Annotated in this window: 22 protein-coding genes and 1 pseudogene; 15 read left to right on the top strand and 8 right to left on the bottom strand. The window is 69.6% G+C overall.

Annotated elements, in window-relative coordinates; all coding sequences use genetic code 11:
• Positions 1 to 159, top strand: a 159-nt coding sequence (locus B207_RS39100) for an acyl-CoA dehydrogenase family protein (protein ID WP_230205255.1), incomplete at its 5' end; no start/stop codon positions are given.
• A 90-nt stretch (positions 160 to 249) separates the two neighbouring features.
• Here the strand turns inward: B207_RS39100 and B207_RS0127165 are convergent.
• Entirely contained in the window at positions 250 to 1,461 is a 1,212-nt protein-coding gene (locus B207_RS0127165) for an FAS1-like dehydratase domain-containing protein (RefSeq protein ID WP_018639829.1), read from the bottom strand.
• A 1,005-nt stretch (positions 1,462 to 2,466) separates the two neighbouring features.
• Here B207_RS0127165 and B207_RS0127160 point away from each other — a divergent pair.
• The 4 genes from B207_RS0127160 to B207_RS0127145 all read left to right on the top strand — a co-directional run bounded on the left by B207_RS0127160 (position 2,467) and on the right by B207_RS0127145 (position 7,543).
• Positions 2,467 to 3,837, top strand: coding sequence for an MFS transporter (locus tag B207_RS0127160; RefSeq protein WP_018639828.1), 1,371 nt, complete (start codon positions 2,467 to 2,469; stop codon positions 3,835 to 3,837).
• Positions 3,834 to 4,583 carry an N-acyl homoserine lactonase family protein gene (locus B207_RS0127155; protein WP_018639827.1) on the top strand — a complete coding sequence of 250 codons (750 nt, stop codon included), beginning with the start codon at positions 3,834 to 3,836 and terminating at the stop codon, positions 4,581 to 4,583. Before B207_RS0127160 ends, B207_RS0127155 begins: the two co-directional genes overlap by 4 nt.
• 154 nt (positions 4,584 to 4,737) lie before the next feature.
• A complete protein-coding gene (locus B207_RS0127150) occupies positions 4,738 to 6,327 on the top strand; it encodes a class I adenylate-forming enzyme family protein (RefSeq protein WP_018639826.1) in 1,590 nt (529 codons plus the stop codon).
• A gap of 91 nt (positions 6,328 to 6,418) precedes the next feature.
• Positions 6,419 to 7,543, top strand: a complete 1,125-nt coding sequence (locus tag B207_RS0127145; protein ID WP_018639825.1) for an NAD-dependent epimerase/dehydratase family protein — start codon at positions 6,419 to 6,421, stop codon at positions 7,541 to 7,543.
• A 126-nt stretch (positions 7,544 to 7,669) separates the two neighbouring features.
• Here the strand turns inward: B207_RS0127145 and B207_RS0127140 are convergent, their stop codons facing one another.
• Together B207_RS0127140 and B207_RS0127135 are read right to left on the bottom strand one after the other, a co-directional pair.
• Entirely contained in the window at positions 7,670 to 8,710 is a 1,041-nt protein-coding gene (locus B207_RS0127140; RefSeq protein ID WP_018639824.1) for an NAD(P)-dependent alcohol dehydrogenase, read from the bottom strand.
• A 36-nt stretch (positions 8,711 to 8,746) separates the two neighbouring features.
• Complete coding sequence (locus B207_RS0127135; RefSeq protein WP_018639823.1) at positions 8,747 to 10,162, bottom strand: aldehyde dehydrogenase family protein; 1,416 nt, start codon at positions 10,160 to 10,162, stop codon at positions 8,747 to 8,749.
• A 328-nt stretch (positions 10,163 to 10,490) separates the two neighbouring features.
• On the opposite strand from B207_RS0127135, the gene B207_RS0127130 reads away from it, so the two are divergent.
• The 5 genes from B207_RS0127130 (at position 10,491) to B207_RS0127110 (ending at position 15,753) form a co-directional block, all read left to right on the top strand.
• Positions 10,491 to 11,201, top strand: a complete 711-nt coding sequence (locus B207_RS0127130) for an IclR family transcriptional regulator domain-containing protein (protein WP_230205254.1) — start codon at positions 10,491 to 10,493, stop codon at positions 11,199 to 11,201.
• A 599-nt stretch (positions 11,202 to 11,800) separates the two neighbouring features.
• Positions 11,801 to 12,748, top strand: a complete 948-nt coding sequence (locus tag B207_RS0127125; RefSeq protein ID WP_230205253.1) for an ABC transporter substrate-binding protein — start codon at positions 11,801 to 11,803, stop codon at positions 12,746 to 12,748.
• A gap of 13 nt (positions 12,749 to 12,761) precedes the next feature.
• Positions 12,762 to 13,604 (top strand): ABC transporter ATP-binding protein, encoded by an 843-nt coding sequence (locus B207_RS0127120; RefSeq protein WP_051102690.1) that lies wholly within the window; start codon positions 12,762 to 12,764, stop codon positions 13,602 to 13,604.
• Entirely contained in the window at positions 13,601 to 14,587 is a 987-nt protein-coding gene (locus tag B207_RS0127115) for an ABC transporter permease (RefSeq protein ID WP_018639819.1), read from the top strand. The genes B207_RS0127120 and B207_RS0127115 overlap by 4 nt, the downstream gene beginning before the upstream one ends.
• On the top strand, positions 14,584 to 15,753 hold the full coding sequence (locus B207_RS0127110) for a CaiB/BaiF CoA transferase family protein (protein ID WP_018639818.1): 1,170 nt from the start codon (positions 14,584 to 14,586) through the stop codon (positions 15,751 to 15,753). Before B207_RS0127115 ends, B207_RS0127110 begins: the two co-directional genes overlap by 4 nt.
• A gap of 185 nt (positions 15,754 to 15,938) precedes the next feature.
• Here B207_RS0127110 and B207_RS35905 read toward each other — a convergent pair whose 3' ends face one another.
• The 3 genes from B207_RS35905 to B207_RS0127095 form a co-directional block, all read right to left on the bottom strand.
• Complete coding sequence (locus tag B207_RS35905) at positions 15,939 to 16,703, bottom strand: 2,3-bisphosphoglycerate-dependent phosphoglycerate mutase (protein ID WP_018639817.1); 765 nt, start codon at positions 16,701 to 16,703, stop codon at positions 15,939 to 15,941.
• A 163-nt stretch (positions 16,704 to 16,866) separates the two neighbouring features.
• Complete coding sequence (locus B207_RS0127100; RefSeq protein WP_018639816.1) at positions 16,867 to 17,256, bottom strand: carboxymuconolactone decarboxylase family protein; 390 nt, start codon at positions 17,254 to 17,256, stop codon at positions 16,867 to 16,869.
• Between the two features lie 54 nt (positions 17,257 to 17,310).
• Positions 17,311 to 18,417: an NAD(P)-dependent oxidoreductase gene (locus tag B207_RS0127095; protein ID WP_268258223.1), complete on the bottom strand. Its 1,107-nt coding sequence runs from the start codon at positions 18,415 to 18,417 to the stop codon at positions 17,311 to 17,313.
• A 275-nt stretch (positions 18,418 to 18,692) separates the two neighbouring features.
• Here B207_RS0127095 and B207_RS0127090 point away from each other — a divergent pair, with 275 nt between their 5' ends.
• Positions 18,693 to 19,880: a CaiB/BaiF CoA transferase family protein gene (locus B207_RS0127090; RefSeq protein ID WP_018639814.1), complete on the top strand. Its 1,188-nt coding sequence runs from the start codon at positions 18,693 to 18,695 to the stop codon at positions 19,878 to 19,880.
• A gap of 45 nt (positions 19,881 to 19,925) precedes the next feature.
• A complete protein-coding gene (locus B207_RS0127085; protein ID WP_018639813.1) occupies positions 19,926 to 20,966 on the top strand; it encodes an MBL fold metallo-hydrolase in 1,041 nt (346 codons plus the stop codon).
• Positions 20,967 to 21,028: 62 nt separating this feature from the next.
• Here the strand turns inward: B207_RS0127085 and B207_RS0127080 are convergent, their stop codons facing one another.
• Positions 21,029 to 21,520 (bottom strand): MaoC family dehydratase, encoded by a 492-nt coding sequence (locus tag B207_RS0127080; RefSeq protein WP_018639812.1) that lies wholly within the window; start codon positions 21,518 to 21,520, stop codon positions 21,029 to 21,031.
• A 532-nt stretch (positions 21,521 to 22,052) separates the two neighbouring features.
• Between B207_RS0127080 and B207_RS0127075 the strand changes: the two genes are divergently transcribed.
• Both B207_RS0127075 and B207_RS0127070 read left to right on the top strand, forming a co-directional pair.
• Positions 22,053 to 23,465 (top strand): aldehyde dehydrogenase family protein, encoded by a 1,413-nt coding sequence (locus tag B207_RS0127075; protein WP_018639811.1) that lies wholly within the window; start codon positions 22,053 to 22,055, stop codon positions 23,463 to 23,465.
• A gap of 85 nt (positions 23,466 to 23,550) precedes the next feature.
• Positions 23,551 to 24,639 carry a zinc-binding dehydrogenase gene (locus tag B207_RS0127070; protein WP_035742551.1) on the top strand — a complete coding sequence of 363 codons (1,089 nt, stop codon included), beginning with the start codon at positions 23,551 to 23,553 and terminating at the stop codon, positions 24,637 to 24,639.
• Positions 24,640 to 24,871: 232 nt separating this feature from the next.
• On the opposite strand, the gene B207_RS35900 is transcribed toward B207_RS0127070, so the two are convergent.
• Entirely contained in the window at positions 24,872 to 26,416 is a 1,545-nt protein-coding gene (locus B207_RS35900) for a GGDEF domain-containing protein (protein ID WP_230205252.1), read from the bottom strand.
• Between the two features lie 371 nt (positions 26,417 to 26,787).
• On the opposite strand from B207_RS35900, the pseudogene B207_RS35895 reads away from it, so the two are divergent.
• Positions 26,788 to 26,921 (top strand): annotated as a pseudogene (locus B207_RS35895) (MaoC family dehydratase); the annotation flags it as partial.

The raw sequence follows: 26,921 nt of genomic DNA, 5'->3' as shown, positions 1-26,921 counted from the left end.
TCGTTCCGGATCCACGGCGGCTACGGGTACTCCAAGGAGTACGAGATCGAGCGGCTCTACCGCGAGGCCCCGTTCATGCTGATCGGCGAGGGCACCTCCGAGGTCCAGAAGCGCATCATCAGCCGCGCCCTGCTCAAGGAGTACAAACTCCCCGGCTGAATCATCCGCGGCTGAACCAGGGTGGCCGGCGGCGAGCCGGCCACACGCCGTCGGCGGGTGCGGTGTCCCGCCCCGTCGACGGCGCCAGCCTCACCGGCCGGCTGGTGTCTGACTGGCTGGTGTCTGACTGGCTGGTGTGTCGCCCCGGCTCGGAAGGGCGACGACAGCAGACCCGGGCATGACGTTCGCGCCACGCTGGTTCGTCGCCCAGGTCTCCACCCGCACGACGTGGTCGCCGTCGGCGTCGATCTCCCTGGCCACCACGCGGCCACCGAGGCGCACCACGTCCGACAGGTAGACGTGGCTGCGGTACTGACCGTGCAGGGCCTTGAGTGAGCCGTCGTCCCCCATCCAGTTGGTCAGGGAGTGGATCTGCCAGCAGGTGCGCTGGATACCGACGTCATAGGCGATCTGGGCACCCTGCAGGCGAGCCGCGTAGTCGTTGTAGTGCACCGAGTAGACCGGCTCCAGCGCGTGGGTGTTCGGGTCGCGGAAGGCCCACTTCGGGTGCTTGTGGTAACGCCGCAACGCGACGCCGTGCGCGGAGATGCGGGGAATCGGAGCGGCCCCCGCGGCGATGTAGGCGATGAAGTCGGTCAGGCCGATCGGGCCCTTGGTGATGACGTCGATCTCGTCGCCGACGGCGACGTCCTCCCAGTACCGTGGCACCGCTCCGCGCGGGCGTTCGGCGAGGACGTCCGCCTCGATCGCGGCAAGCTCGCTGTCGGTCCACGGGTGGGGAAGCTCGATCTTGCGGGAGTCACGCCGCTTCTGCATCTCGCCGCGCTCGAAGCGCATCCGCGAGCAGATGAACGTGGCGACCAGCTCACCGTGCTGGTTGCGGTACTCCTGGCGCAGGAAGTCCTTGATGCGGCGGCCGCCGAAGTTGCTGTCGACTGGTCCCTCGAACCCGTCGAACACCACCGTTGCCGTGATCTTGTCGTCGACGTGAATCGGCCGTTCGAAGGTCATGGTCGTCTCGGCGTGGAACCCGCCGAGGCCGCGCCACCCCACCTGGACGGAGCCGAGGCAGGCGAAGATGAAGCTGGGGGGAGCCACGATGCCGCCATGCCGGGTGCCGGCCGCATACGCGGCGTCGGTCCACAGCGGGTTGTCATCACCGATCCCCTCGGCGAAGCGCAGGATGGCCAGGCGGGTCGCGTACTCGTTGTTGATGCAGGCGTCGGTACGCAGCTGCGTACCGATCAGCGCCCGCATCTCCGCCAGCAACTCGTCGGTGAACTTGCCCAGTGCCAGTTCTCTCCCGATTTCGCCGGTCTTTTCCTCGTGCGTCGTCGTCATCTGTTTCCCATCTGCAGTCGGGCGGAGCGGATAGCGGCAGCGTGCTGTGGCCTCGGGGCCCTGGCTCCACGGGGGCTCCACGGGGACTCCACGGGCCCGGACCCGTGGTCGTGGTCGGGGCCGGGTTGGTCGCGGGGCCGGTGGCAGGGCAGGGCGGGGGGAGCCACACGCGCGAAGTGGCGGCGGCGGGGGCACTCGGCCGACGGGCCCCGTGCCGCGCGCGCCACACGTGCCGGCGGGCGGTCATGACCGCGCTCCGAACCAGCCGCCGCAGTGGCGGAACCTGCTGGCGTGAGCGGACGCACCCCGTGGCGCCGCGCGCCGGGACCCGGAGCGGGACCGACCGCGGCCTCGATGGTCGGCATCGACCACCCCTCCTCGATCGTTCCTAAATCAGAACGTTGGGTCGCCATTACGGATACTTTCACCGCTCGGGGTGGGTGTCAACGCGGCCGCGGGCGGCCCTCGCTGCCGGGGTCGAGGCGCGCACCTATTGACTTGCCGCGTTGGGCGCGGCTAATTTCCCTCCAGAGTTCCCGATTGGAGATGATGGTTCGTATATGCGAACCAAGTGAGGCTGCGGATCACTCCGTCGCAGCCCGTCGTGCGGTCCGAGCTGTGTGCGGGCCGGCCGGCAGGGGTGACGACGCTCCGTGGCGGGAGCCGGTCACGGCCTGCAGTGCCCCCGGGCCTGTCGGCGTGTGGTCGAGAAGTTCAGGGCCGGTCGTCGTCCGGGATCCATCGCGGGTCCCCACGTCGCCGGCAGCGTACGACAGCGGAGGCGTCTGTCCCTCTCCGCGATGAACAGCCCAGGAGCCCCAGTGACCCGAGTCAGGACATCTGCGCGGCAGGCGAGACGGCGGCAGGGACGACTTGTCGGGAGTAATTCTCCCTTATCGTCCGACTGCTGCCGGGATGCGAAAGCCGCGAGTGCCTGGAACGAGCCTTCGGGAGGCATGGGTAGATCGGCCGCCGAGCCGCCCGACAACTCGTGGAGTTTTCCAGATGACGTTACAAGACGCGCCCGCGCAGGATCTGCCGGCCGACCGGCCCATCGACAGTGGGAACGAGTCGGACCCGAAGAAGATGCGCCGGGTCGCCACGGCGAGCCTCATGGGCACCGTCATCGAGTTCTACGACTTCGGTATCTACGCCACCGCGGCGGCCCTCGTCTTCGGGCATGCCTTCTTCCCGGCCTTCGGTGAACACGCCGGTATCATCCTGTCGTTCGCGACCCAGGGTGTCGCCTTCGCCGCCCGCCCGCTGGGGTCGATCCTGTTCGGGCACTTCGGCGACCGACTCGGGCGCAAGCGGACCCTCATCTTCACGATGTCGTTGATGGGCGTCTCCACCGTCCTCATCGGCCTGCTGCCCACGGCGGCGACGATCGGGGTCGCGGCGCCGATTCTGCTCGTCCTGCTCCGCATCGCGCAGGGCCTGGCCGCCGGCGGCGAGTGGGCGGGTGCGGCGCTGTTCACCTCCGAGCACTCACCGAAGAGCCGCCGCGGCTTCTGGGCGATGTTCACGAATCTCGGCGGCGCGCTCGCCAACATCCTGGCCCTGACCGTGTACCTCATCGCGGCCCTGTTCGTCGCCGACGACACCTTCACGGACTGGGGATGGCGCGTGCCCTTCCTCCTCAGCGCCGTGCTCATCGGCGTCGGTCTCTGGGTGCGGCTGAAGGTCGAGGAGACTCCGGCCTTCGAGGTCGAGGCGAAGCGTCGGCGTGGCACCCGCACGCTGCCGTTCAAGGAGGCTGTCGTCAACCAGTGGAGGGAGATCCTGCTCGGAGCGGGAGCGCTGGTGATGGCCTTCGCCCTCGGCTACATCGGGATCGCGTACCTCACCCACTACGGCACCGCCACGCTCGGCCTGAGCCGGCCCGAGGTACTGTCGGCCGGAATTGCCGGAAACGTGATGAACGGCCTGGCCATCATCTCGGGCGGCATTCTGTGCGACCGGTTCGGTCGGAAGCGGATCCTGCTGATGGCCAGCGCCGCCGGCATCCCGTGGTCGCTTGTCCTGTTCCCGATTCTGGACCAGGGAACTCTCGCTGCCTTCTGGATCGGCATGGCGGGGACGTTCCTGATCGCCGGCCATGGTTTCGGCGTCGCCGGGGCGTTTATGTCCGAGCTTTTCCACACCCGTTACCGCTATACGGCGGCTGGGCTTTCCTACAGCCTCGCGGGCGTCCTCGGCGGTGCCATACCGCCGCTGATCGCCACCAGCATCATCGACAGCGCGGGCGGATTCGTGTTCGGACTCGTTCTGGCCGCCTACTGCGTGGCCGCTCTGGTGTGCACGCTGGTCCTGCGGGAGACCGCGAACAACGAGCTGGTCGATCAGCCCGCGCCAGGGCGGGAGGTGACATCGTGACACTCACCGTCACCGCGGTCTCGGTGGGCCGCGTGTTCGGCCTGCACAAGCCTTCGCTCACCTATCTCCGGGGCTGGGGCGAGACGCTGGACATTCCACTGATCATGTTCGTGATCCAGGGGGGTCCCGCCCCGGTCATCGTCGATACCGGAGCCGACCTGAGCCGGGCCTGGGAACACCACCGGATCAGGATGGAGCAGACGCCCGAGGAGCAGCCCGACGTGGCTGTGCGCGCACTGGGCATCGACCCCGACGAGGTCGGTCTGGTCGTCAACACCCATCTGCACTGGGATCACTGCTCCAACAACCATCTGTTCCCGAACGCCCGCATCGTCCTGCAGCGCAGCGAGATCGACTTTGCCCGCCGGCCGGTCGCGTGGCATCGCCGCCAGTTCGAGGCCGTGCCCGACCTGCCCCCGGCGTGGCTGCGCGCCGAGGACCGGATCGATGCGATCGACGGTGACACCGACCTCGCACCAGGGGTCTCGGTGGTTTCCCTGCCCGGGCACACGCCCGGCTCGCAGGGCGTGCTGATAGAGGCTGCGACGAACCGCTATCTGATCGCGGGCGACTGTGTCGACCTGTACGAGAACTGGGAGGGCGACGCCGAGGCCGACCGCATTCCGTCCGGCTTCTTCACCGATCTCGTGGCCTACGAGGAAAGCGTGCGACGGATCGAGCGGTTCGGCTGCGAGGTCATCCCGAGCCACGACCCCCTGGTCGTCGAGCGGCGGGTCTTCCGCTGAGTGCGCGAACTCGATGCGTTGACCATCGACAAGTGGCATCTTAGAGTCGAGGGTACGTAAATACGTATCAGAGTTCGTTCATGCGAACAGGATATGACCATTGTCGAGCCTCGTCGGCCGCAGGGCCCGCGTGGACGGCGGAGAGGAAGCGGCGATGAGCGGCCCGATCCCCACGTGGGGACGCGATGTCACGGTCGAGGAGCTTGGGGGCGTGCCGTACCGCATGTACGCGCCACGCGCCCGGCGGCTGGAGTCCCTGCTGGATCACGCTGACCGCTGGGCGGGTCGGGCCCACATCGTGCAGGGCGATGCGCGGCTCGACTTCGCCGATCTCGTGCCCGCGGCCCGCCGCAAGGCGGCGCAGCTGCGCGAGCACGGTGTTGTGCGGGGGGACCGGGTCGCGCTGCTGGGCTGGAACAGCCCGGACTGGGTGGTGAACCTCTGGGCCACCTGGTGGGCCGGCGCCGTCCCGGTCCTGGTCAACGCCTGGTGGAGTACGCGCGAGATGGAGCACGCCTTCACCCTGCTCACCCCCGCCGCTGTGCTCGCCGACCGCCGCCTGGAGCACAAGGTTCCCGCCGGCAGCCCGCTCGCGCCGTGGCCGATGGTCGGCGAGGTCGACGGCCCGCTGCCCGAGCGCCCCGAGGGCGGTGACGAGAACGAGCCCGCCCTGATCCTGTTCACCTCCGGCAGTACCGGCTTCCCCAAGGCGGTCGTGCTCTCGCACCGCTCGATCATCTCCGGCCTGCACTCGCTGCTGCGTATCACCAAGCGGCTTCCGCAGGAACTCGAAGGCGCGTCGCCCAGCGTCGCCCTGCACACCGGGCCGCTGTTCCACGTCGGCGGTGTGCAGACCCTCGTACGGGGAGTCGTGGTCGGCGAGAGCCTGGTGTTCCCGGTAGGGAAGTTCGACGCTGACGCGGCGATGGATCTCATCGCCGCGCACGGCATCACCCGCTGGAGCGCCGTTCCCACCATGGTCAGCCGGCTGCTCGACGCCCAGGCCCAGCGGCCGGTCGACCTGCACAGCCTCCGGTCCCTGACGCTGGGTGGCGCACCGGCCCACCCCAGCCTGTACCAGCGGATCCGCGAGGAGCTGCCGTCCGTCCAGGCCCGCGTCGCCACCGGCTACGGCCTCACCGAGAACGGCGGCCAGGCCACCGCGGCGAGCGGCCGCGACACCCGTGACCGGCCCGGATGCTGCGGCCTGCCACTGCCCACCGTCGAGATCTCCTTCGGGGACCAGACCTCCGGCGGGGACGGTGAGGTGCTGGTCCGGGCCGCGTCGCAGATGCTCGGCTACTTCGGGGAGGCCTCCGGTCCGATCGACGCCGACGGGTGGCTGCACACCGGAGACCTGGGCTACCTCGACGAGGACGGCTACCTCTGGGTGACCGGCCGCAGCAAGGACCTCATTCTCCGCGGGGGCGAGAACATCGCGCCGCTGTCGGTGGAGCGCGCACTCGTGGGCGTGGCCGGAGTCCTCGACGCGGCGGTGATCGGCCTGCCGCACGCCGACCTGGGCGAGGAGGTGGCGGCTGTCGTGGTGGTCGACGAGGCCACCGCGGACCGTCCGGACCTCGTGGAGCACGTCGCCGAGGCACTCCGCTCGGAGCTGGCGTCGTTCGCGATACCGACCCGGTGGCGTTTCCAGACAGAGGAGCTGCCGGTGCTCGGGTCGGAGAAGGTCGACAAGCACGCGCTCGCGGCGGCCTTCGCCGCCGAGGCCGCCGCGTCCCGATGAGCAGCTCGGCCCCGGGCCGCCGCAGGCCGACGCGGCGCCCGGGGCCGGGCGCACAGCCGGGCGCGCGGTCGCGCGCGGCCAAGGAGGGGTGATGGCGCTATCCGCCCTCGTCATCGGCGGTACCGGGCCGACCGGGCCGGGAGTGGTGCGGGGCCTGCTCGACCGCGGCTTCGACGTGACGATCCTGCACGGCGGCCAGCACGAGGTCGAGCTGCCCGGCGAGGTCCGTCACCTCCACACCGATCCGCACTGGCCCGAGACACTCGGCGCCGGTCTCGGTCGCGCCGAGTTCGACCTCGTGGTGGCCCAGTACGGGCGCCTCGCCGTCACGGCGCAGGTCCTCGCCGGTCGGACCGACCGGGTGGTCGCCGTCGGGGGAGCCCACGGCTCCCTGGCACATGCCGCCGATCCCCGCTGGGGCACGCTGGGCCGGCCCGCCATGCCCGCAGAGGACGCCGAGTACCTGGAACAGGACCCGGCCCAGGGCACTCTTGCGGTGAAGATGGCCGCGGCGGAGAAGGCCCTGTTCGACGCCCACGCGGCGGGCGCCTTCGCGGCGACCCTGCTGGCCTATCCCGTGGTCTACGGCCCGCGGCAGGTCGCGCCGCACGAATGGTGCATCGTGCGGCGCATTCTCGACGGCAGGCGCCGGATCGTCGTCGCCGACGGGGCCTTCCGCATGGAGAGCCGGCTCTACACCGAGCATGCGGTGCATGCCGTTCTCCTCGCGGTGGACCACCGCGAGGCTGCGTCCGGGCGCAAGTTCGTCGTCGCTGACGACGACGTCTTCACGATGCGCCAGCGCATCGAGTTCGTCGCCGCCCGCCTCGGGGCGGAGGTGGAGCTCGTCGACATGCCCTACCAGCTGGCAACCCCGTGCCATCCCTACTGGCGTCACGGGCCCGACCACCGGCTGCGCGGTAACGCCCGGGTCCGGGCCGAGCTTGGCTATGCGGACACCGTCCGCCCGGCGGACGCCCTCGGCGCCACAGTCGACTGGCTGGTCGAGAACCCGCCGGCGCCTGGCGGGCCGGAGGAGAAGCGTCTCGGCGACCGGTTCGACTACGCCCATGAGGATGACCTGATGGTGCGCTGGGCCGCGCTGCGCGACGGCTGGGCCGACGACGCGGACCCGTTCCGGCCGGTCCATGCCTACCGCCACCCTCGCCGCCCCGACGAGGCATGGCACTCCGGCGGGCCGGCCACGCAGTCGTAGCCGCGGCGCGGCCGGCCCGTCCCCGGGCCCGTACCGGTGGAGCTCGGGTCCTGCTGATGGAGCTCGGGTCCTGACTGACGAAGGCCCGGCCGGGTGGGCGGCCGGGCCTTCGGGCAGTGAACGGGCTCAGGCCTCGGCGATGGTCGCGACGTCCATCACGAACCGGTACCGGACGTCGCCCGCGGTGAGGCGGTCGTACACCTCGTCGAGCTGCTTCGCCGCGATGATCTCCACTTCGGCCTTGATGCCGTTCTCGGCGCAGAAGTCGAGCATCTCCTGCGTCTCGGGCATGCCACCGCTCATCGAACCGGCCAACTTGCGGCGGTTCGTCAGCAGCGTGTAGGGGTCGATCCGCAGCGGCTCGTCGGGCACGCCGAGATTGACGAACGTGCCGTCCAGGTCGAGCAGGTCGAGGTGGGCGGACAGGTCGTAGTTCGTCGGAACCGTCGACACGATCAGATCGAACGAGTCGCGGAGCGTGCCCAGATCACTGGTCGTCCGGTAGTCGTCCGCCCCGAGGCGCTCGGCGTCGGCGCGGCGATCCCCGGTCAGTTCCAGGACCGTCGTGTGCGCGCCGAGAGCATGGGAGATCTGGACGCCGACGTGCCCCAGCCCGCCGAATCCCAGGATGCCGACCCGCTTGCCGGGGGCCGCGCCCCAGTGCCGCAGCGGCTGGTACATCGTGATGCCCGCGCAGAGCAGGGGCGCGGCGCCGTCCAGCGGCAGGGCGTCGGGGATGCGGGCGACGAACCGCTGGTCGACGACGACGAGCTCGCTGTACCCACCCTGCGTGGTCGCCCCGTCGCGACCCACTCCGTTGTAGGTCAGCACCTTGCCGCGGCGGCAGTAGGACTCCTGGCCCGCGTTGCAGGCCGGGCAGTCCCGACACGAGTCGACCAGACAGCCGACCCCGACGCGGTCGCCGGCCGCCAGCCCGCGGACCTCGGCGCCGACCTCACGGACGACGCCGGCGATCTCGTGGCCGGGCACGATCGGATAGCGGGTGTGCCCGAACTCCGCGCGGGCATGGTGCACGTCGGTGTGGCAGACCCCGGCGTAGGCGATGTCGATCAGCACGTCGCTCGGGCCGACATCGCGGCGCTCGACGGTGATCGTGCTGAACGGTGCCGTCGGGCCGCTCATGGCCCGGGCCTTGGCGGTGATCATTCCTGCTACCTCTCGATGGCTCGCCGGGTCCCGGGATCAGCTGATGAGCGACTGGTACTCGAGGTACTCCTCGATGCCGTACCGGCCCATCTCCCGGCCGACGCCCGACCGCTTGAGTCCACCGTGCGGAGCCCGCATGTCGATCGCCGCGCCGTTGATCCGCACACGTCCGGTGCGGATGCGCCGCCCGACGTCCCGTGCCCGCGCGGGGTCGGCCGACCAGACCGCGCCCGCGAGCCCGTAGTCGGAGTCGTTGGCGATGGCGACGGCCTCGTCGGTGTCATCGAAGGGGATCATGATGACGACCGGTCCGAAGATCTCCTCCTGGGCGAGTCGGCTGCGGTTGTCGCCGACGAAGACGGTCGGCTGCACGAAGTAGCCCCGGTCGAGGTGCGCGGGTGCCTCCGGGCCGCCCGCGACGAGGCGCAGTCCCTCGTCGATGCCGATCTGGATGTAGCCGCGCACCCGGTCGCGCTGCACGTCGGAGACCACCGGCCCGAGGGTCGTCGCCTCGTCCTGCGGGTCGCCGATCACGTAGCTCGTCGCCTTCGCCGCGGCGATCGCCTCGGCTTCGGCCAGTCGTCCGCGGGGGACCAGCATGCGCGTAAGCCCGCCGCAGACCTGGCCCGAGTTGCGGAAGGCGTCGCTGAGCCCGTCGACGACGGCCTTCTCCAGGTCGGCGTCCTCGAGGATGATGTTGGCGGACTTCCCGCCGAGCTCCAGGGCGACCCGCTTCACCGACCGCGACGCCAGCTCCATCACCCGGCTGCCCGCGCGCACCGAGCCGGTGAGCGAGACGATGTCGATGAGGGGATGGGTCGCGAGCGCCTCGCCGACCTCCGGGCCCGTGCCGCTGACCAGGTTGAAGACGCCCCTGGGCAGGCCGGCCTCGGCGGCGGCCTCGGCGAAGATGAAGCCGCTCAGCGGCGCGACCTCGGTGCCCTTGAGCACCATGGTGCAGCCCGCGGCGAAGGCCGCGCCCGCCTTGAGCGCGATCATCCGCATCGGCCCGTTCCACGGGGTGATCGCCCCGGCGACCCCGGCGGGGATGCGCCGGACGATCGTGTCGTCGAACCGCTCCTCCCACACGACGTCCTTCAGGCTCGCCGCTGCGATGCGCAGGTCGTTGATGGCGCTGCTGGCCTGCGAGCGGCGGGCGAGCGTGATCGGTGTGCCGACCTCGGTCGTGATCGTGCGCGCGAGTTCCTCGGCCCGGGAGTCGAGGACGCCGGCGATGCGCTGGATCATGTCGATGCGGTCGTCGACCGACGTCTGCGACCAGGTTTCGAAAGCCCGCGCGGCGGCCTGGGCCGCGCGGTCGACGTCGTCGGCGTGGCCGCGCGGTACCGTCGCGATCGGCTCCTCGGTGGCCGGATTGAAGACGGTCAGGGTCCCGGTGCCTGCCGAGCCGACCCACTCGCCGTCGATGAAGATCGTGTTTTTTTCGATCACGACTGTCTCCCATGCGCGGGCACCGCGAAGGCGCACTGTCACACGCACTACGGTGTTCGCATATATGAACTCCGGTTCCTTTTGACGATCGCGACGCTACAGCGCGCGGAAATTCAGGTCAATGCGTCAACGGCCGTGGGGGCCGGGCGCTCCCGGCTGTGGCGGACACCGACCTGCTCTCGGGGCGGACGATCCACGTGGCTTGCGGCTACTGTGCAGGCACCCGTGGCACAGCCGCTCCGTGAGGAGGACTGCCCGGGGCTCGGCTCGGGGGTCGCGACGGAAGGGCGGGCGCAACGTGGTCGAGGGCCATCGGACGATCACGAGGGTGACCCGCATCCTCGAGGAGGTCGTCTACCGTCCCGGGATCAGCTACGCGGAGCTGACCCGCGCACTCGAAGCCCCGAAGAGCTCGGTCTACGGGTTCATCCGGGGCCTGCTGGACACCGACTGGCTCGTGGAGCAGGACCATCGGCTCTACCTCGGGCCAGCGTTCTTCAGCCTCACCATCGCCAGCGGCGACGTCCGCGCGGGCCTGGTGTCGACGTCCGATCTCGAGACCCTGCACCAGGAGGCGGGGCTCACGGCGTTCGTGGGCGTCCGCTCCGGTGACAGCCTGCTCTACATCGCTCACGCGGGCAGCGACGTGATGACCGTGTTCCAGGCGCGGTCCAACATCCGGCGCAGCCTCCTGACGACAGCCGGCGGGCGCGGGCTCCTCGCGACGCTGTCCACGTCGGAGCTGCAGGCCTACCTGCGGCGGCGGGGTGCCGACGAGGTCGAGAAGGTCGAACGGTTCCTGGCGGCGCTGCCCGGTATCCGCCAGTCGGGGGTGGCGGTCAGCGTCAACGCCACCAGTCGGCGCACGGGAGTCGCCGTCGTTCTGCCCCACGCCACCGGGCGGGCGATCGCGGCGGTGACCCTCGTCGGCGAGAGCGTGCACGTCGACCCGCGGGTGGACGAGCTCGGCGAGCTCATCAAGTGCCACATCGGGAAGTGGCGCCACCGGTCGGGGGCTTCGGTGCGCGAACCGCTGTAGCGGGGCAGGCGTCCGGCGGCGGCAGGAGCTCCCTCTCGACCGCCGGACCGGGGCGACCTCGACCACCGGACCGGGGCGACCTGTCGCGGTGCTGCGGCTTTACCCCCTGTTGACACGGCCGATCTGCCGCCCTACCTTTCTGCCAGTCGTTAGTACGGTCACACGGTCGTATATACGTCCCGAGCGTGCGTGAAGATCTGCCCGCCGTGGATCGCGAGATCCGTCGGGCCCATTCGCAGTGGTGCGACTACCACGGCGAGCGGGGTCCCACGCATCGCACCCACGTTCTCTTCACGCTGCCCGATTGACGCGAAAGCCCACCCAACCTCCGCCAGAAGCCCTAGTAGCCACGGCTGTGACCACGCCGTGGCTCCTTCGGCGACTTCAGGCACGTTCCGACGTCCGCGACAAAGGAGCCACTAATGTCCGCTATGCGACGACTGCCCTTATTGCCCTTACGAAGGTCGTCTTTGTCGCCGAGATCGCGGCGGACCGTGTCCGCCGTCGCTGTCCTCGCGGTCGCCGGGAGCATAGCCGCGGGTTGCGGGGGCTCCTCGGACAACAGCGCGGGAGACGACGGGTCACTGAAAGTCAAGTTCATGTCGACCTCGGCGACCTTCACCGACCTTCCCACCGTGGTCATCGTCGCGCAGGACTACTTCAGGCAGGTCGGACTCGACGCCGAGGTCAGTTTCTCGAACGCCAGCAATGCATCCCTGATCACCCAGGCCGTGATCTCCGGGGACACCGACATCGCCACATCCGGTACAGGCGCGCTGTACAGCGCCTATGCCGAGGGCAAGACCGACCTGGTCAGCCTCGGAACCATGAACCCCAGTATCACCTTCGGGCTGGCGCTGAACCAGGAGACGCTGGACACTCTCGCCGAGCGCGGAGTGACACCGGAGTCGTCCGCGGAAGAGCGAGTCCAGGCGCTGCGCGGCCTCAACCTCACCTCCTCGCCGGAGGGCTCCACCGGCAACACCTATCTGCGCGTCATGCTCAGCGAGTACGGCGTCGATCCGGATCGCGACGTGACGATCCTTCCCAACAACGACGCCTCCGCCCAGATCGCGACCACGCGGCAGGGCCGGGTCAGCGGGTTCGCCCAGTCGTTCCCGCGGGCCAACTTCCCCGCGGCGGAGGGCTGGGGCGGGCTGTGGCTGAACTGGGCGGAGGATCTTCCGTCCGTCCTGCCGCTGGCCTCGCACGATTACTACACCACCCGCTCCTGGCTGGAGCAGAACCCCGAGATCGCCAAGCGCGTCATGCAGGCCGTGTGGCTCGCCGACCGGGACCTGCAGAACCCGACCGATGAGCTGCGGGACAAGGTGCGGGGACTGTCGCAGTTCGCCAACCTGAACGAGGCGGCCTTCAACGAGGGCTGGGAGTCCGCGGTAGTTGCCTACAAGGACGCGACTCCCCTGACGACCCAGGAGATGTTCGACAACGAGGTCCGGCTCATAAACCTCAACCGTGAATCGCCGATCAGCTTCAGCTTCGACGACATCTACGACCTGAGTGCCGCGGAAGCCGCGCAGCCGTGACGAGGAGGCGATGATGTCGAAGAGCTCGCTGACCGGGACCACAGGGCCCGGAAAGGCCGCGCCCTCGGCGGAGAAGGTCCCGGAGTTCTCCTTCCAGCAGGTCAGCCGGAAGTTCCGTTCCGGTGACGGGGAGTTCACCGCGCTCGAGGCGGTCGACCTCGATATCGAGAGCGGCTCGTTCGTCTGCTTCATCGGCCCGAGCGGGTGTGGTAAGACCACGCTGCTGAACATGTCGGCCGGGCTGCTGGCACCGAGCGCGGGTGCCGTCCACTTCCGTGGAAAGCGGCTGAACGGGGTCAACACCGGGGTCGGGTTCATCACCCAGCACGACAATCTTCTGCCCTGGCGCACCCTGGAGAAGAACGTCGGGATCGCGCTCGAGATCGAGAAGGTTCCCCGCAGGGAGCGCCGCGAACGGGTCGCCGAGGTGATCGAGCTGGTGGGGCTCAAGGGCTTCGCGCAGCGGTACCCCTCGCAGCTGTCGGGTGGTATGCAGAAGCGTGCCTCGCTCGCGCGTGGCCTGGTGTACAACCCCTCGACGTTGCTCATGGACGAGCCGTTCGGGGCGCTCGACGCGCAGCTGCGGTTCACCATGCAGAAGGAGCTGCTGCGGATCTGGGAGCGGGACCGCAAGACCATCATCTTCGTGACGCACGACCTGGACGAGGCCCTTCTGCTGGCGGACAAGGTCGTCGTGTTCGGAACCCGCCCGGGCCGCGTCGTCCACGTGGAGGACGTGCCGCTGGAGCGGCCGCGTGACCTCGCCCAGTTGCGGCTCAGTCCGGTCTACGGCGAGCTCTGGGATCGGCTGTGGAAGCTGCTGGATCACTCCTCTCCCGCCAAGGAGGCATCGTGAACCCGACGCCGGTGTCGACAACAGCCGGAGCGCAGGCCGCGGTGCCGGCCGGACCACAGGGCGTCGGCGTGCCGAGCGGAGGCGCGCAGGGCGGTGTGCTGGGCGGCCCCGTGCCGGCCACCGCCACCAGCCCGGACGAGCAGTCGTCCACCACCGCGTCCCGCAGGCCGCGCCGCCCGAGGGACATCAAGCGGCTGATCGTCCTCATCGCGCGGGTGGTACTCCCGCTCGGGGCACTTGCGTTCTGGGAGTTCGCGAGCGGGGACCCCGCGACCGAGTCCGGCGTGCTCATCGACAGCTTCTACGTCAGCAAGCCGTCCGAGATCTGGTCGGCGCTGACCGGCTGGGTCGATGAGGGTGTGCTGTGGGACAGCATCCAGGCGACCGTGATCGCCACGGTCTACGGGTTCGCGCTCGGCGCGGTGCTCGGCGTTCTGGTCGGCATCGTGCTGGGCAGCAGCCCGATGCTCGGCGCGATCTTCCAGCCGTTCATCGTCGCGCTCAACTCCGTCCCGCGGCTTGCCCTGGTGCCGCTTTTCATCCTGTGGTTCGGATTCGGCCTGGGTTCCAAGGTGGCGCTGGTCAGCCTCATCGTCTTCTTCCTCGTCTTCTACAGCACCTTCGAGGGTGTGCGTGACGTCGAACAGCGTCTTATCGACGTGCTGAAGGTGATGAACGCGTCGAGGCTCACCGTGCAGCTGAAGGTCCGGATCCCCTCGGCCGGGACCTGGATCATTCAGGGCCTGCGGGTCTCGGTGCCCTACGCGCTGGTCGCGGCGGTCACCGCCGAGATCATCGGAGCGAACACCGGTATCGGCTATCTGATCCAGCGGTCGGCGGGCAACTTCTACACCGCCGGCGTCTTCGCGGGCATCGCGGTGCTCGTGGTGGTGTCCACCATCATCAACGGACTCGTGACGCTGCTGGAGAAGCGTCTGCTGCGCTGGAAGCCGCGCAACCTGACCAACGCCGGAGCACCGTGAGCCTGCGGTCTGGCTCCGGCCCGCTCGCGGGGACGCGAGTCCTCGAGATCGCGGGCCGGGGCCCCGGCCCCTTCGCGGGCATGCTCCTGGCGGACATGGGGGCGGAGATCCTGCGCATCGACCGGCCGGATCCCCCCGCCCGCCCCCAGGCGCCCGACCACCGCCTGGAGCTGTACAACCGCGGCCGGCGCTCCGTGGTCGTCGATCTCAAGCACGCGGCCGGCCCCGAGGTGGTGCTGCGTCTGGTCGAACGGGCCGACGCGATCTACGAGGGATACCGGCCCGGTGTCGCCGAACGTCTCGGAATCGGCCCGGACGCGTGCCTGCGGCGAAACCCGCGGATCGTCTACGGGCGCGGCACGGGCTGGGGACAGACCGGGCCGCTCGCGAGCAAGGCCGGTCACGACATCAACTACATCGCCCTCGCCGGGGCGCTCGACCCCCTCGGCTACGCGGGCGGGCCACCCGCCATCCCCCTCAACCTGATCGGTGACTACGCGGGCGGGGGCATGATGCTCGCCTTCGGCATCGTGTGCGCGCTGCTGGAGGCACGCGGCTCCGGCCGGGGGCAGGTGGTCGACGCGGCGATGGTGGACGGGGCGTCGCTGCTCATGACCCTGTACCACGGACGTCGGATGATGGGCACGTGGAGCGACGAGCGCGGCACGAACTACGTGGACTCCGGCGCGCCCTTCTACAACGTCTACGAGACGAGCGACCACCGGTATGTCGCGATCGGCGCGATCGAGCCGAAGTTCCAGCGGGTGCTGTTCGACGCCATCGGCGTGGACCTCGACGGCATCACCATGCCGGTGTCGTCGGTGGACCGTACCGACTGGGCCGAACTGCGGCGCAGGCTCGCGGCGGTCTTCGCGACCCGTACCCGCGACGAGTGGACCAAGCTGCTCGCTGACGTCGACGGCTGCTACTCGCCGGTGCTGGGCCTCGGGGAGGTGTCCGAACATCCTCACCATCAGGCCCGTGGCGGGTTCCCGGAACTGGACGGAATCCCGCAGCCCGCGCCGGCGCCCCGGTTCGGGCGGACCCCCGCCGCCTTCGGGACGGCCCCGCCCCGGCCCGGGGAGCACACCCGGGAAGCCCTGGCGGACTGGGGCCTCACCGACGACGAACTGCAGACGCTGCACCGGGACGGCGCTGTCCGGTAGCAGCCGTGTGATCGCGGCAACGGTGATCCGGACCAACGGCGATCCGGTTCCCGGCGGCGGTCCACCAACGACGGTGCCCACCGGCGGCTGCCGGTGGGCACCGTCGTTTCCGCTGGTCGGTTTCTACTGGTCGGTTTCTACTGCTCGGCTGTCGGGTCGGGCGTCGTCTCCGCCGTTCGGGCCGGCTACTCGGACGTCGCGCGCAGGGCCGGCGCCGGCCATCCCGTCACGCCCGCCGCACCCACCAGGACACCACCGGGCCGCACCGGCAGCAGGACGTCGGTCAGGTCGTAGCGCAGCAGGGCGCCTGTGGGCAGCTGCACCTCGCTCAGATCGTCGTCGGCCGGGACGCCGGCCAGAGTGTCGAGGTGGCGGATCAGAGCACGCAGGACGTTGCCGTGCGCCACGACCAGGACGGTCCGGCCCGCGCGCAGGTCGCCCGCGATCTCCGACTCGTAGTGCGGGCGGAGCCGGTCGAGGACGTCCGCGATGGACTCCGTCCGGGGGACCTGAACGCCCAGCTCCCGGTACCGCACGTCGTCGTCCTGCCCGAAGACGCTTCCCGGGGTGATCGGCGGCGGTGTTCCGCGGAACGAGCGGCGCCAGAAACGAAGCAGGTCCGCGCCGTACTCGGCGCGGACCTGCATGCGGTTACGGCCCTGCAGGGCGCCGTAGTGGCGCTCGTTGAGCCGCCAGCTGCGCCGGACCGGGATCCAGTGCCGGTCGGCGGCGTCGAGTGCGAGATCCGCGGTCGACACGGCCCGGCGCAGGAGGGAGGTGTGCACGACGTCGGGGAGAAGGCCGGTGTCGCGGAGCAGTTCGCCGCATCGGCCGGCCTGCACCCGACCGCGTGCGGACAGCGGCACGTCGACCCAGCCTGCGAAGCGGTCCGCGGCGTTCCAGGCGCTCTCCCCGTGCCGCAGCAGCAGCAGGGTGCTGGACCCGGTCATCCGGGCGGGCTCCTCCAGGTGGGCGGCCCGGAAGCGGCCTGTCGCCGTGCCCCGGGTGACGGTCGAGGGAGTCGTCGTGGGACTCGTGGTGGGACTCGTCGTGGGACTCGTGGTGGGAGTCATGGTGGGAGCCGTCGAGGAGGCCTCGGAGGTCTCGGAGGCTTCAGTCGAGGTGTCCGCCTTCGCGGAGGACCTCCTCCGCGATCCGGAAGGCCTCGCCCGCCGCGGGCAGCCCGCAGTAGACCGCCGTCTGCAGCAGGATTTCCTGGATCTCGGCGACCGTGGCGCCGTTGGTCATCGCGCCCTCGATGTGGTGGGCGAGCTGCGCGGGCCTGTTCAGCGCGGTCAGCATCGCGACGTTGATGATGCTGCGCTGCTTGCGGTCGATTCCCTCACGGGACCAGATCCGCCCGAAGCAGACCTCTTCGGAGTAGTCCTGGATCACCTCGTTGAAGGAGTTGCGCTTCTTTTCCTTCGCCGCGACGTAGTCGGCGCCCATGAGCTCGCTCAGGATGCGCCGGCCCTTCTCCTTGTCGGTCACGTTGTCAGCCACGCTGTTTCTCCTCCTGTGTCGGTGTCGGGTGTGCTTCTGACCGGTCGGGTGGTTTCAGCCGCGGTCGAGAACTTCCTGCACCTCGCTGGCCGAGAGCTTGATCTCGACGCCCGCTCGCTCGTTCTGCAGGAGCAGCGGTGTCTGCGAGTCGCGACCGCCCCAGCCCCGCTCGAGGGCCTCCGCGAAGTCCTCCTGCACGAGGCGGGCGGCGCGCATGGGGACGCCGAGCTCGTCGGCCAGCTCGATCGCCAGCCGGAGATCCTTGTTCGCCAGCGCCAGGGCGAAGGAGGGCGGCTCGAAGTTCGACTGCAGGTAGCGGTCGCTGATGCGGTCGAACGTGCGGGCCCGGCCGATCGCGCCCTGGCGCATCGCGTGCCAGAGGGCTCCCGGCTCGACGCCTGCCTTGACCCCCATCGTGAAGACCTCGGCGATCGCCGAGCGGATCATCATGCTGGCGCAGTTGTGGACCAGCTTCGCGGTGTTGCCCGCGCCGATCTCGCCGACACGGATCACCTGGTCGCCGATGGCGTCGAGGACGGCGCGGTGACGCTCGAAGGCCGCCTCGTCGCCGCCGACATAGATCGCGAGCTTGCCTGACCGGGCACCCTTGGGGCCGCCGCTCACCGGCGCGTCGAACAGTTCGATGCTGTGCTTGCGGCAGGTCTCGTGCACCTCGCGGACCACGGTCGGCGAGTTGGTGGTGAGGTCGAACCAGACGGCGCCCGCCCGCAGGCCGCTGCACAGCCCGTTCTCCCCGAGGCCCAGTTCCTGCATTTCCTGCGGGCCCGGTAGCGACGTGAGGACCACGTCGACCTCACGGGCCAGCTCGATGACCGAGTCGGCCCAGGTCGCCCCGGCCGCCTCGTGTTCCGCGGCGCTCTCCCGGCGGAGGTCGTGCACAGTCAGCTCATAACCGGCCGCGCGCAGGTTGAGCGCCATTCCGGCGCCCATGGCACCGAGCCCGATGAAACCCACCTTCATGGTGCGGATGTCCTTCCGTTTCCAGGGACGAAGGGGCCCGGCCCGGGTGCGACCGTCAGCCAACCGTCTCCGGCAAGATCGTCTCTGCGGGTGATCGTCTCGGGGCGGATCTCCGCCCGGAAGCCGTGCTCGCACCTTGGTGTCCGCAGTATGTGCGCATATACGAATGATCGATTGCATGCGCGAACTGCACGGTAAGGTCTCGCCGCAGGGAATGTCAACGCCCCGACCGCCTCGGGTGGCGTGCTCGCGGAGCGTGGTGGCCCGGGTGATCGTCGGGTAGGCGTTGACAGTCATATGGGCCACTCTTAGCATCGGCTGTAAATGCGTACTCCTGTACGTAATTGCGAACAGGCCGTAGTGTCGGGCTCAGCGCGTCGAGCGGTTCACTGCGGCACACCCGGACTGGCGCGCGATCCGCGACGCTCGCGCCCGAGTGACCACGGAGGCCCTGGATGACCGCGCTCGAAGGCGTGAAGGTGATCTGTGTGGGGCAGTTCTACTTCGCTCCCTACTGTTCGATGTTGATGGCGCGCCTCGGCGCGGACGTCATCAAGGTCGAGGCCCCGGAAGGGGACCCCTACCGCCGGCTGCCCACCGTCGACCACGACGGCTTCCCGATCCAGTTCCGTTTTCTGAACTCCGGCAAGCGCACCATCCGCCTGGATCTCAAGCAGCCCGCAGGGCAGGAGATCCTCCGCAACCTCATCCGCACCGCCGACGTCCTCGTCCAGAACCTGTCGCCGGGAGCGATGGACCGGCGCGGTCTCGGCTACGAGCAGCTCAGCGCGATCAACCCGGCCCTGATCATGGCGTCGGGCACGGGCTTCGGTTCGTTCGGGCCGTATGCCGGCCAGCCCGCCATGGATCTCACGATCCAGGCACGCAGCGCGATCATGAGCACGACGGGCTTCGCCGACGGGGCCCCGGTCCGCACCGGTCCGTCGGTGGTCGACTTCGTCGCGGGCACGCACATGCTCTCGGGTGTGCTCGCCGCGCTGTTCCAGCGCACCCGCACCGGTCGCGGCCAGCACGTGGAGGTGGCCCTCCAGGACGCCATCATCCCCTCACTGACGTCCAACATCGCCGGGCTGCTGAGCGACGCGACCGAGAGCCACGAACGCACCGGCAACCGGCACGGCGGGCTGGCCGTCGCGCCCTACAACGCCTACCGCACGAACGACGGATGGATCGCGGTGCTCTGCCCGACCGACGCGCACTGGCGGCGGCTGTGCGAGCTGATGGCGGATCCCGCTACCGACGACCCGCGCTTCGCGGCCATGAGCGGTCGGTGCACGTACATCGACGAGGTCGACGCGATCGTCGAGCGGTGGACGAGCGCCCGCCCCAAGGACGTGCTGGCGCAGCTGCTCGTGGACGCGAGCATCCCCTCCGCCCCGGTCGTCACGCTGCCGGAGCTGCTCGAGGACCCGCACGTGCGCGAACGCGGCGTGCTCCGCACCGTCACCGACGAGCAGGGCTCGTTCATGACGATCGGCAGTCCGCTGTTCCTGTCGGACTCGCCCATGGTGGAGCCGTGGCGGGCCCGCGAGGTCGGCGCCGACACCGACGAGGTCCTGACCAGCGAGCTGGGCATGTCCGTCGACGACATCGCCAAGCTGCGGGAGGCCGGAGTGATCTGAGTCGACGGTCGCGACCAGGGGAACCCGCTGCGGATGGAGGAAACTGTGGGCGAGTCGCGGAGGAGCGCGGAAGCGCCGGCCCGGCGGATCGAGGGTTTCGCCGTGACGGGCGGTGTCTGGGCGACGGCCGTGCCGTATCCGAGCCCGCTCGCCTATTCGTACTCCTACGCGGTGCGGGTACCCGACGGGATCGTCGTGGTGGACCTCGGGTGGGACTCGGACGAGGCCTGGAGCGCCTTCCTGTCCGGGCTCGCGCGGGCGGGTCACAGGCTTGACGAGGTGATCGGGGCTGTCGCCACTCATGCGCACCCGGATCACTACGGGTTCGCCCGACGGATCCGGGAGCACACCTCGGCCTGGATCGCCGCGCATCCCGCCGAACGGACGCAGATCTGCGTGGGAGCAGCGGAACGACAGGCCCGCGTCGTGGAGATCGCCGACTGGATGCGCGCCAGCGGCGTGCCCGCCGCACGCCTGGCGGACCTCGAGGCGGAGCTGATCGAGCTCGAGGCGGTGCTGCCCGGGATCGAGCCGGATGTCGAACTTCTCGACGGTGCGGTGGTGCCGGGCACCGGGGGCGCCCTCGTCGCGATCCACACCCCTGGGCACACCGCCGGTCACCTCTGTTTCCACGACCGGGAACGAGGCCTGGTGTTCACCGGCGACCATGTCCTGCCCAAGGTGACCCCGAACGTGGGGCTGCGCCCCGGGTCGGATGCCGACCCGCTGGCGGACTTCCTCGACTCGCTGCGGCTCCTGCGGAACCTTCCCGCCGACCTGCTGGCGCTGCCCGGGCACGAGTGGTCCTTCGACCGCCTCTCCGACCGGCTCGCCGTGCTCGAGGTGCATCACGAGGCCCGGCTGCGCGAGATCGAGCAGGTGGTGCGCGAGGGACGGGAGACGGTCTGGGAGGTGTCGCGCGCGGTGCGCTGGGCGCGCCCGTTCGACTCGTTCACCCCCCGGTCGCTGCGCTCGGCCCTCGCGGAGACGTACTCCCACCTCGCCCGGCTGTCCGAGGAGAAGCGCCTGATCCGTCGGGCCGGGCGGCCCGAGCGTTGGACGGTTGCCGGGGGCCGGCGGGACTGACGGTTCCGGTCAGTTCGTTCCGGCTGTCCGGCTGTCCGGCTGCGCTCAGGCTGTCCGGCTGCTCAGGCTGCTTCGCCCGGCTCCGTCGCGGGACGCCCCGTCAGGGTCCGCCTCGGCACGATGATCCGTCGCCCGTAGACGCAGACGAGAGTGCCGTCCTGGTTGTAGCCGCGGGTCTCGACGGTGACGGCACCATGGTCCTTTCCGCGTCGGGACTCCGTCTTGTCGAGCACGGTCGACTCGCCGTGGACGGTGTCCCCGTGAAAGACCGGGGCGAGGTGACGTAAGGGCTGGACCTCGAGGTTCGCGACAGCCTTTCCGGAGATGTCGGGGACGGACATTCCGAGCAGCAGGGCGTAGACGTAGCTTCCGACGACGAAATCCCGTCTGAACTGGGTTGTTCTTACTGCGTAGCTGGCGTCGAGGTGGAGAGGGTGGTGATTCATGGTGAGCTGGCAGAACTGGTGGTTGTCGTGCTCGGTGACCGTCTTCCCCGGCGCGTGCCGGTAGACGGCGCCGAGGCCGAACTCCTCGTAGTAACGCCCGAACCGCATCTGTGCTCCCAACGGCAGGAAGAGGATCTGCGGCTCGCCGCATGGGACCGCGGATCTGTTCCCGCGGGGCAGGGGCAGGGGCAGGGGCAGAAGCAGAAGCAGGGAGCCATGCCCCGTGCCTGAAGGCCGCGCTGTCTCTTCGGCTCCGGATCGGTGGCCGCAGGCCACCCGAGGACGTCCCGACCCCCAAATATTTCTTATGTGGGAACGATAGTCCTTATATGCGGACGCAAACGTTACGTTCGTCTCCTGGTCGTGTCAAGGCGCTCAGGGTCCTGCGGCCACGGTCCTGTGGTCGTGGGTGCCGCAGTCGCGGCGCGGATGCTGCGCGGGCACTCCTGCGGGCGGGACGGTTGCGGTGGGCGATCGGCCGGTGGAGCCCTGGTGGAGTCCTGGCGGAGTCGGTCCTGGTCCGTTGACACCCCCATGTGATCATCGTAGTGTGATTGCAATTACGAATAATGGTTCGTAATTACGAACTCTGCATCACGAGCATTGCTCATCGTGAACACTGCGACAAAGGGGTGGCGGCGTGATCATTCAGGACCTCATCCTCATCGACGGTGAGTGGGTCCCGTCGTCCGGCACCGGCGTGATCAACATTGAGAACCCGGTCACCGAAGAGATCATCGGCACGATTCCGGACGGCACGGCAGAGGACGTCGACCGTGCGGCGGCAGCCGCCGCACGGGCCTTCGACGGCTGGTCCCGTTCGACGCTCGACGAACGGGCCGAGGTGCTGCGAGGCCTGGCCGACTTCGTCGAGGGCCGGGCCGAGGAGATCACCGAGGCGATCGTCCAGGAGATCGGCGAGCCGCTGAGCATCGCCACGGCCCACCAGACCCGGTCCACGATCAACCATCTCCGCGGCACCGCCGACGCGCTGGCGGAGGTCGACTGGGACGTGCAGGTCGGGGACACGCTCGTGCACCGGGCTCCGGTCGGCGTCGTCGGCGCGATCACACCGTGGAACGTGCCGCTGCTGATGATCGCGATGAAGGTCGGCGCCGCCATCGCCGCGGGCTGCACCGTCGTTCTCAAGGGCACCGAGATCGCCCCGCGCAGCTCCTTCTTCTTCGCCGAGGGCACGCTGAAGGCCGGCCTGCCCGCCGGCGTGGTCAACCTGGTCAGCGGCACCGGCCCGGTGGTGGGCGAGGCCATCGCCGGTCACCGCCTGGTCGACATGGTCTCGATCACCGGCTCCGTGCGCGCGGGCAGCCGCGTCATGGAGATCGCCTCCCGCACGGTCAAGCGGGTCGGGCTCGAGCTCGGCGGCAAGTCCGCCAACGTCATCCTCGAGGACGCCGACATCGCCAAGGCCGTTACCGCGGGGATCGCCGACGCCTTCCGGAACAGCGGGCAGGTGTGCGGCGGTCTCACCCGGGTGCTCGTGCCCCGGGCACGGCTCACCGAGGCCGAGGACGCCGCTCGCGCCGCCGCCGAGTCCTATGTCCTCGGCGATCCCTTCGCGGCGGAGACCAGCCTCGGGCCGGTGGTGACCCGCGCTCAGCGGGACCGCATCCGCGAACTGATCCAGTCGGGTGTGGATCAGGGCGCCACGCTGGTGACCGGCGGCCCCGAGCAGCCCGAGGGCCTCGCCACCGGCTACTACGTGAAGCCGACCATCTTCAGCGGCACCCCGGACATGCGGATCGCCCGCGAGGAGATCTTCGGCCCCGTGGTGACGATCCTTCCGTACGACACCGAGGACGAGGCGATCGCGATCGCCAACGACTCCGACTACGGCCTCGCCGGTGGCGTCTGGGCCGCCTCGCCCGCCCGCGCCCGCGAGGTCGCGCTGCGCCTGCGCACGGGCCGGATTCGCATCAACGGCTCCGCGGTCAACCCCCGTGCGCCGCACGGCGGCTTCAAGCTCTCGGGCATCGGCCGCGAGAACGGGCGCTTCGGTATCGAGGAGTTCCTCGAATACCAGTCGATCGGCTAGGAGACCGGGTCGGCGGCCACGACCAGCCGGCCACGACCAGCCGGGGGCGGCAACGTGAGCGCAGAGAGAAAGAGGGCGAGCGGACATGTCGGTGCGTGCTCGGATAGCGGTGTTGCCGCCGGGGACCCATCTGCTCGAGTTCCGGGAGCTGACCATGCCGTCGCCCGGGCCGTTCGAGGTCATGGTCGAGCAGAGGGCGTTCGGGGTGTGTCACAGCCAGCTCGACCGGATCTTCGACTCCTCCCGGACGGCCTCGATGCTGCTCGGCCACGAGTCGATCGGGAGGGTCGTCGCGGTCGGTGCGGAGGTGACCTACGTGCAGCCGGGTGACCAGGTGTGCACCACCTGGATCCCCCGCAGCCCCCGGGAGGGCCGCCCGCCCCTGCCGTCACGGCTGACGTTCCCCGACGGTGAGGTGGCCGCCTCGCACAACTGCCACACGTGGGGCACCCACGCCATGGTCGACGAGCAGTACGTCGTCCGGATGCCCGACGGCACCGACCCCGACCTCGGAAGCATCATCGGCTGCGCGCTGATGACCGGCGCCGGCGCGGTGATGAACAGTATCGATCTGCGTCCCGGCCAGTCGGTCGCGGTGTGGGGCGCGGGTGGGGTGGGGCTGTGCGCCGTCGCCGGTGCCGCGATCCTGGGCGCCGGGCGGATCATCGCTGTCGACGTGAGCGACGCGAAGCTCGCCCTGGCGGCGAAGTTCGGCGCCACGAATGGCGTGAACGCCCGCGAGACCGACCCCGTGGAGGCGATCCGTCAGCTCACCCGGCACGACGACGGGACCGCGGGCGCCGACTACTGCCTGGACTGCACCGGCATCGGGGACAACATTCCGGTGAGCCTCGCGGCGGTGCGCCCGGGTATCCGCGGAGCGGGAGTGCGCGGCGGTACCGATGTTCTCGTCGGAATTCCGCGCAAACCCTTCAGCCTTGACAGTTTCGACCTGCTGAACGGGGAGAAAAGCCTGGCCGGCTCAGTCGGGGGCGGCTGCGACCCCGTCCGCGACTTCGCGACCTTTGTGAGCTGGACGAACGACGGCCGCTTCGACCCCGCCCTGCTGGTGACCGACCGGTTCGAGCTCGATCAGATCAACGAGGCCGTGGACGCCCTGCACCACGGCCGCGTCCGGGGCCGCGCGGTGGTCGGAGTGCCCGCCCCGGCGTGACCATCCGAGGGTCACCGCAACACGTTTCGCCAGCTCGGCGGATCACTCGGAGTCGCGGTCTTCGGAGCGATCGTCGCCACGGCGAGCTCGTTCCCGACCGGCCTGCACATCAGCCTTCTGTCGATCGCTGCCCTGCTCGCGCTGGCCGTGACGGCCACCATCCCGCTTGCGCGAGCCAGGCACGTGAGCGGGTTCCACCCCTGATCACCACAGCCGTATGCTTGTGCCGGTGTCAGGCGTCGCGCGGCCAGACAGCTGCCTGCCCAGCCGCCGGCCGGGGCGGCGGGCTGAGACTGGTTCCAGCGCCGGGGCACGTCCCCGCCGTCCCCGCCGTGTCCGCCGCGCGCTGCCATGTACCACGCCCCCGGCGCTTGGCGTGGTACATGGCCGCATCCGCCGCGCAGACGACCTCCTCGGGGCCGGCGGTTCCGGGCTCGACCAGGGCGACGCCGACGCTGGCCGTCACCGGGACCTGCTGCTGGCCGATGGTCAGATCCACGCTGGCGACGATGCGGTCGGCGACAGCTTCGACCGCGCTGCAGGACGTGACGTTCCGGCACAGGATGCCGAACTCGTCGCCGGCGAGCCGGGCCACGACGTCCCCCGGGCGGACCACGCACCGGAGGCGGGCCGCGACCTCGCGGAGCAGGTCATCGCCCGCCAGGTGCCCCAACGTGTCGTTGACCCGCTTGAATCCGTCGAGGTCTATGAAGAGGAAGCCGGCCCGCGTCGCGGTATCTCTGGTCTCAGCGATAGCGCGTTCCAGGTGCGCGTACAGAGCAGCCCGGTTCGGCAGGTCGGTGAGCGGATCATGGAATGCGCGATGATGCGCGTCCGCGGCCAGGACGCGCTCCCGCTCGACTGATCGGGCCGCGATGCTGGCGGCCGCCACCTGCGTGGCCACGAGACCCAGAAAGCTCCGGTAATCCGCGTTCCTCGGGAGCCGGTCGCTCAGACCGAAGATGAGCAGCCCGATGGGGTGTGCGTCGCCTGGCTCGGACAGGGGAACGGCCATGGCGGCCGTGGATGGTGGGACGTCGGCTGACTGCCGTAACCCCAGGCGGGTGAGGAGACGATCGACGATCATCGTCCGTCCCGCTGTCATGGAGTCCTCGAGCTCGGCGGTGGCGGCGCCGTCCTCGAGCACAGTGGGGGCTTCCGCGGCCGCGGCGATGCCAGCCGACGCGGCGACCGTGAGCGTCCGCGGTGTCTGCGCCCCGTTGAGGACGATGAGGCAGTACGGGATGTCCGAGGTGAAGCGCCCCAGCACCTCGATGCCGTGGACGAACACTTCTGCCTGCGTGGGCCGCCCGGCTGTGGCGCTGGCCAGCTCGTGCAGACATCGGAGGCGTCGCGTCCCGAGTACCTGCTGTGTGGTCTCCTGAAGAGCGGCGAACACACCGACCACGTCACCCGCCGGAAACCGCCGGATCGGGCCGTAGGAGAAAGTGAAGTAACAGTCCTCGAGATAGCCGTGGCGATCGAGTCTGGAAGGCCAGTCCTGCGCCCACGTCGCTCCACTGTCGGACATCACCTTGTCAAGCATCGGAAGAAGTCGGTCCGCCGCCTCGGGAAAGATGTCCAGGAACGGCTTTCCGATACATCCCGGATGTTTTCTCCCGAGCATCGGTATGACGGCGTCGTTGTGTATCTCGATCAGGTCCGGGCCCCAGAAGATCTCGAGCGGGAAGTGCGACTCAAGGCAGAGGGACACGGCTGTGCGCAACGGTTCGCTCCAGTCCCGGGCCGGGCCGAGGGGTGTGTCGGACCAGTCCATGGACATCATCAGGCGGCCTGTCTCCCCGCCGGCGGCGAAGATACGGCCCAAGTCACCTGGACCAGTCGCGGTGGAGTTTTTGTCTCCCCCGTGGTGGTCTGTGGCGTCTGGACCCGAAACACCGATTTCGATCTCGCTCTACCTCGTCCGTGATCGTATCCCGCTTCCTTCCGTTTTTCCCCGGAGCAAGTATCAGGAAACCCGACCGACCTGGCCGACCCGACCGGCGCTGGGCCGAGGTCAGGTGTCCCGCCGGGCATCCGCACGCCGAACCCCCTTGACATCCGCACTGGTGTTCGCATATAAGAACATCAGTGCGTATATAAGATCCAGCAGACTGATCCGCTCGTCCCGCGCAGTGGGGGGAACACATGCAGTTCGGCCGGTACTACGAGGAGTTCGAGGTCGGCGCGGTCTACCGGCACTGGCCCGGCAAGACGGTCACCGAGTACGACGACCACCTGTTCTGCCTGCTGACGATGAACCACCATCCGCTGCACCTCGA

Source organism: Parafrankia elaeagni, assembly GCF_000374165.1.
GTDB lineage: Bacteria > Actinomycetota > Actinomycetes > Frankiales > Frankiaceae > Parafrankia > Parafrankia elaeagni.
This window is presented reverse-complemented; position numbering and strand designations above follow the sequence as displayed.

Bases quoted from the DNA above. Each gene is read 5' to 3' on its own strand.
- B207_RS35900 (WP_230205252.1), bottom strand. From the start codon at position 26,416: ATGGACTGGTCCGACACACCCCTCGGCCCGGCCCGGGACTGGAGCGAA.
- B207_RS0127140 (WP_018639824.1), bottom strand. From the start codon at position 8,710: ATGATCACCGCCAAGGCCCGGGCCATGAGCGGCCCGACGGCACCGTTC.
- B207_RS35905 (WP_018639817.1), bottom strand. From the start codon at position 16,703: ATGACCGGGTCCAGCACCCTGCTGCTGCTGCGGCACGGGGAGAGCGCC.
- B207_RS0127120 (WP_051102690.1), top strand. From the start codon at position 12,762: ATGTCGAAGAGCTCGCTGACCGGGACCACAGGGCCCGGAAAGGCCGCG.
- B207_RS0127080 (WP_018639812.1), bottom strand. From the start codon at position 21,520: ATGCGGTTCGGGCGTTACTACGAGGAGTTCGGCCTCGGCGCCGTCTAC.
- B207_RS0127125 (WP_230205253.1), top strand. From the start codon at position 11,801: ATGTCGACCTCGGCGACCTTCACCGACCTTCCCACCGTGGTCATCGTC.
- B207_RS0127095 (WP_268258223.1), bottom strand. From the start codon at position 18,417: ATGCAATCGATCATTCGTATATGCGCACATACTGCGGACACCAAGGTG.
- B207_RS0127160 (WP_018639828.1), top strand. From the start codon at position 2,467: ATGACGTTACAAGACGCGCCCGCGCAGGATCTGCCGGCCGACCGGCCC.
- B207_RS0127150 (WP_018639826.1), top strand. From the start codon at position 4,738: ATGAGCGGCCCGATCCCCACGTGGGGACGCGATGTCACGGTCGAGGAG.
- B207_RS0127145 (WP_018639825.1), top strand. From the start codon at position 6,419: ATGGCGCTATCCGCCCTCGTCATCGGCGGTACCGGGCCGACCGGGCCG.
- B207_RS0127070 (WP_035742551.1), top strand. From the start codon at position 23,551: ATGTCGGTGCGTGCTCGGATAGCGGTGTTGCCGCCGGGGACCCATCTG.
- B207_RS0127165 (WP_018639829.1), bottom strand. From the start codon at position 1,461: ATGACGACGACGCACGAGGAAAAGACCGGCGAAATCGGGAGAGAACTG.
- B207_RS0127090 (WP_018639814.1), top strand. From the start codon at position 18,693: ATGACCGCGCTCGAAGGCGTGAAGGTGATCTGTGTGGGGCAGTTCTAC.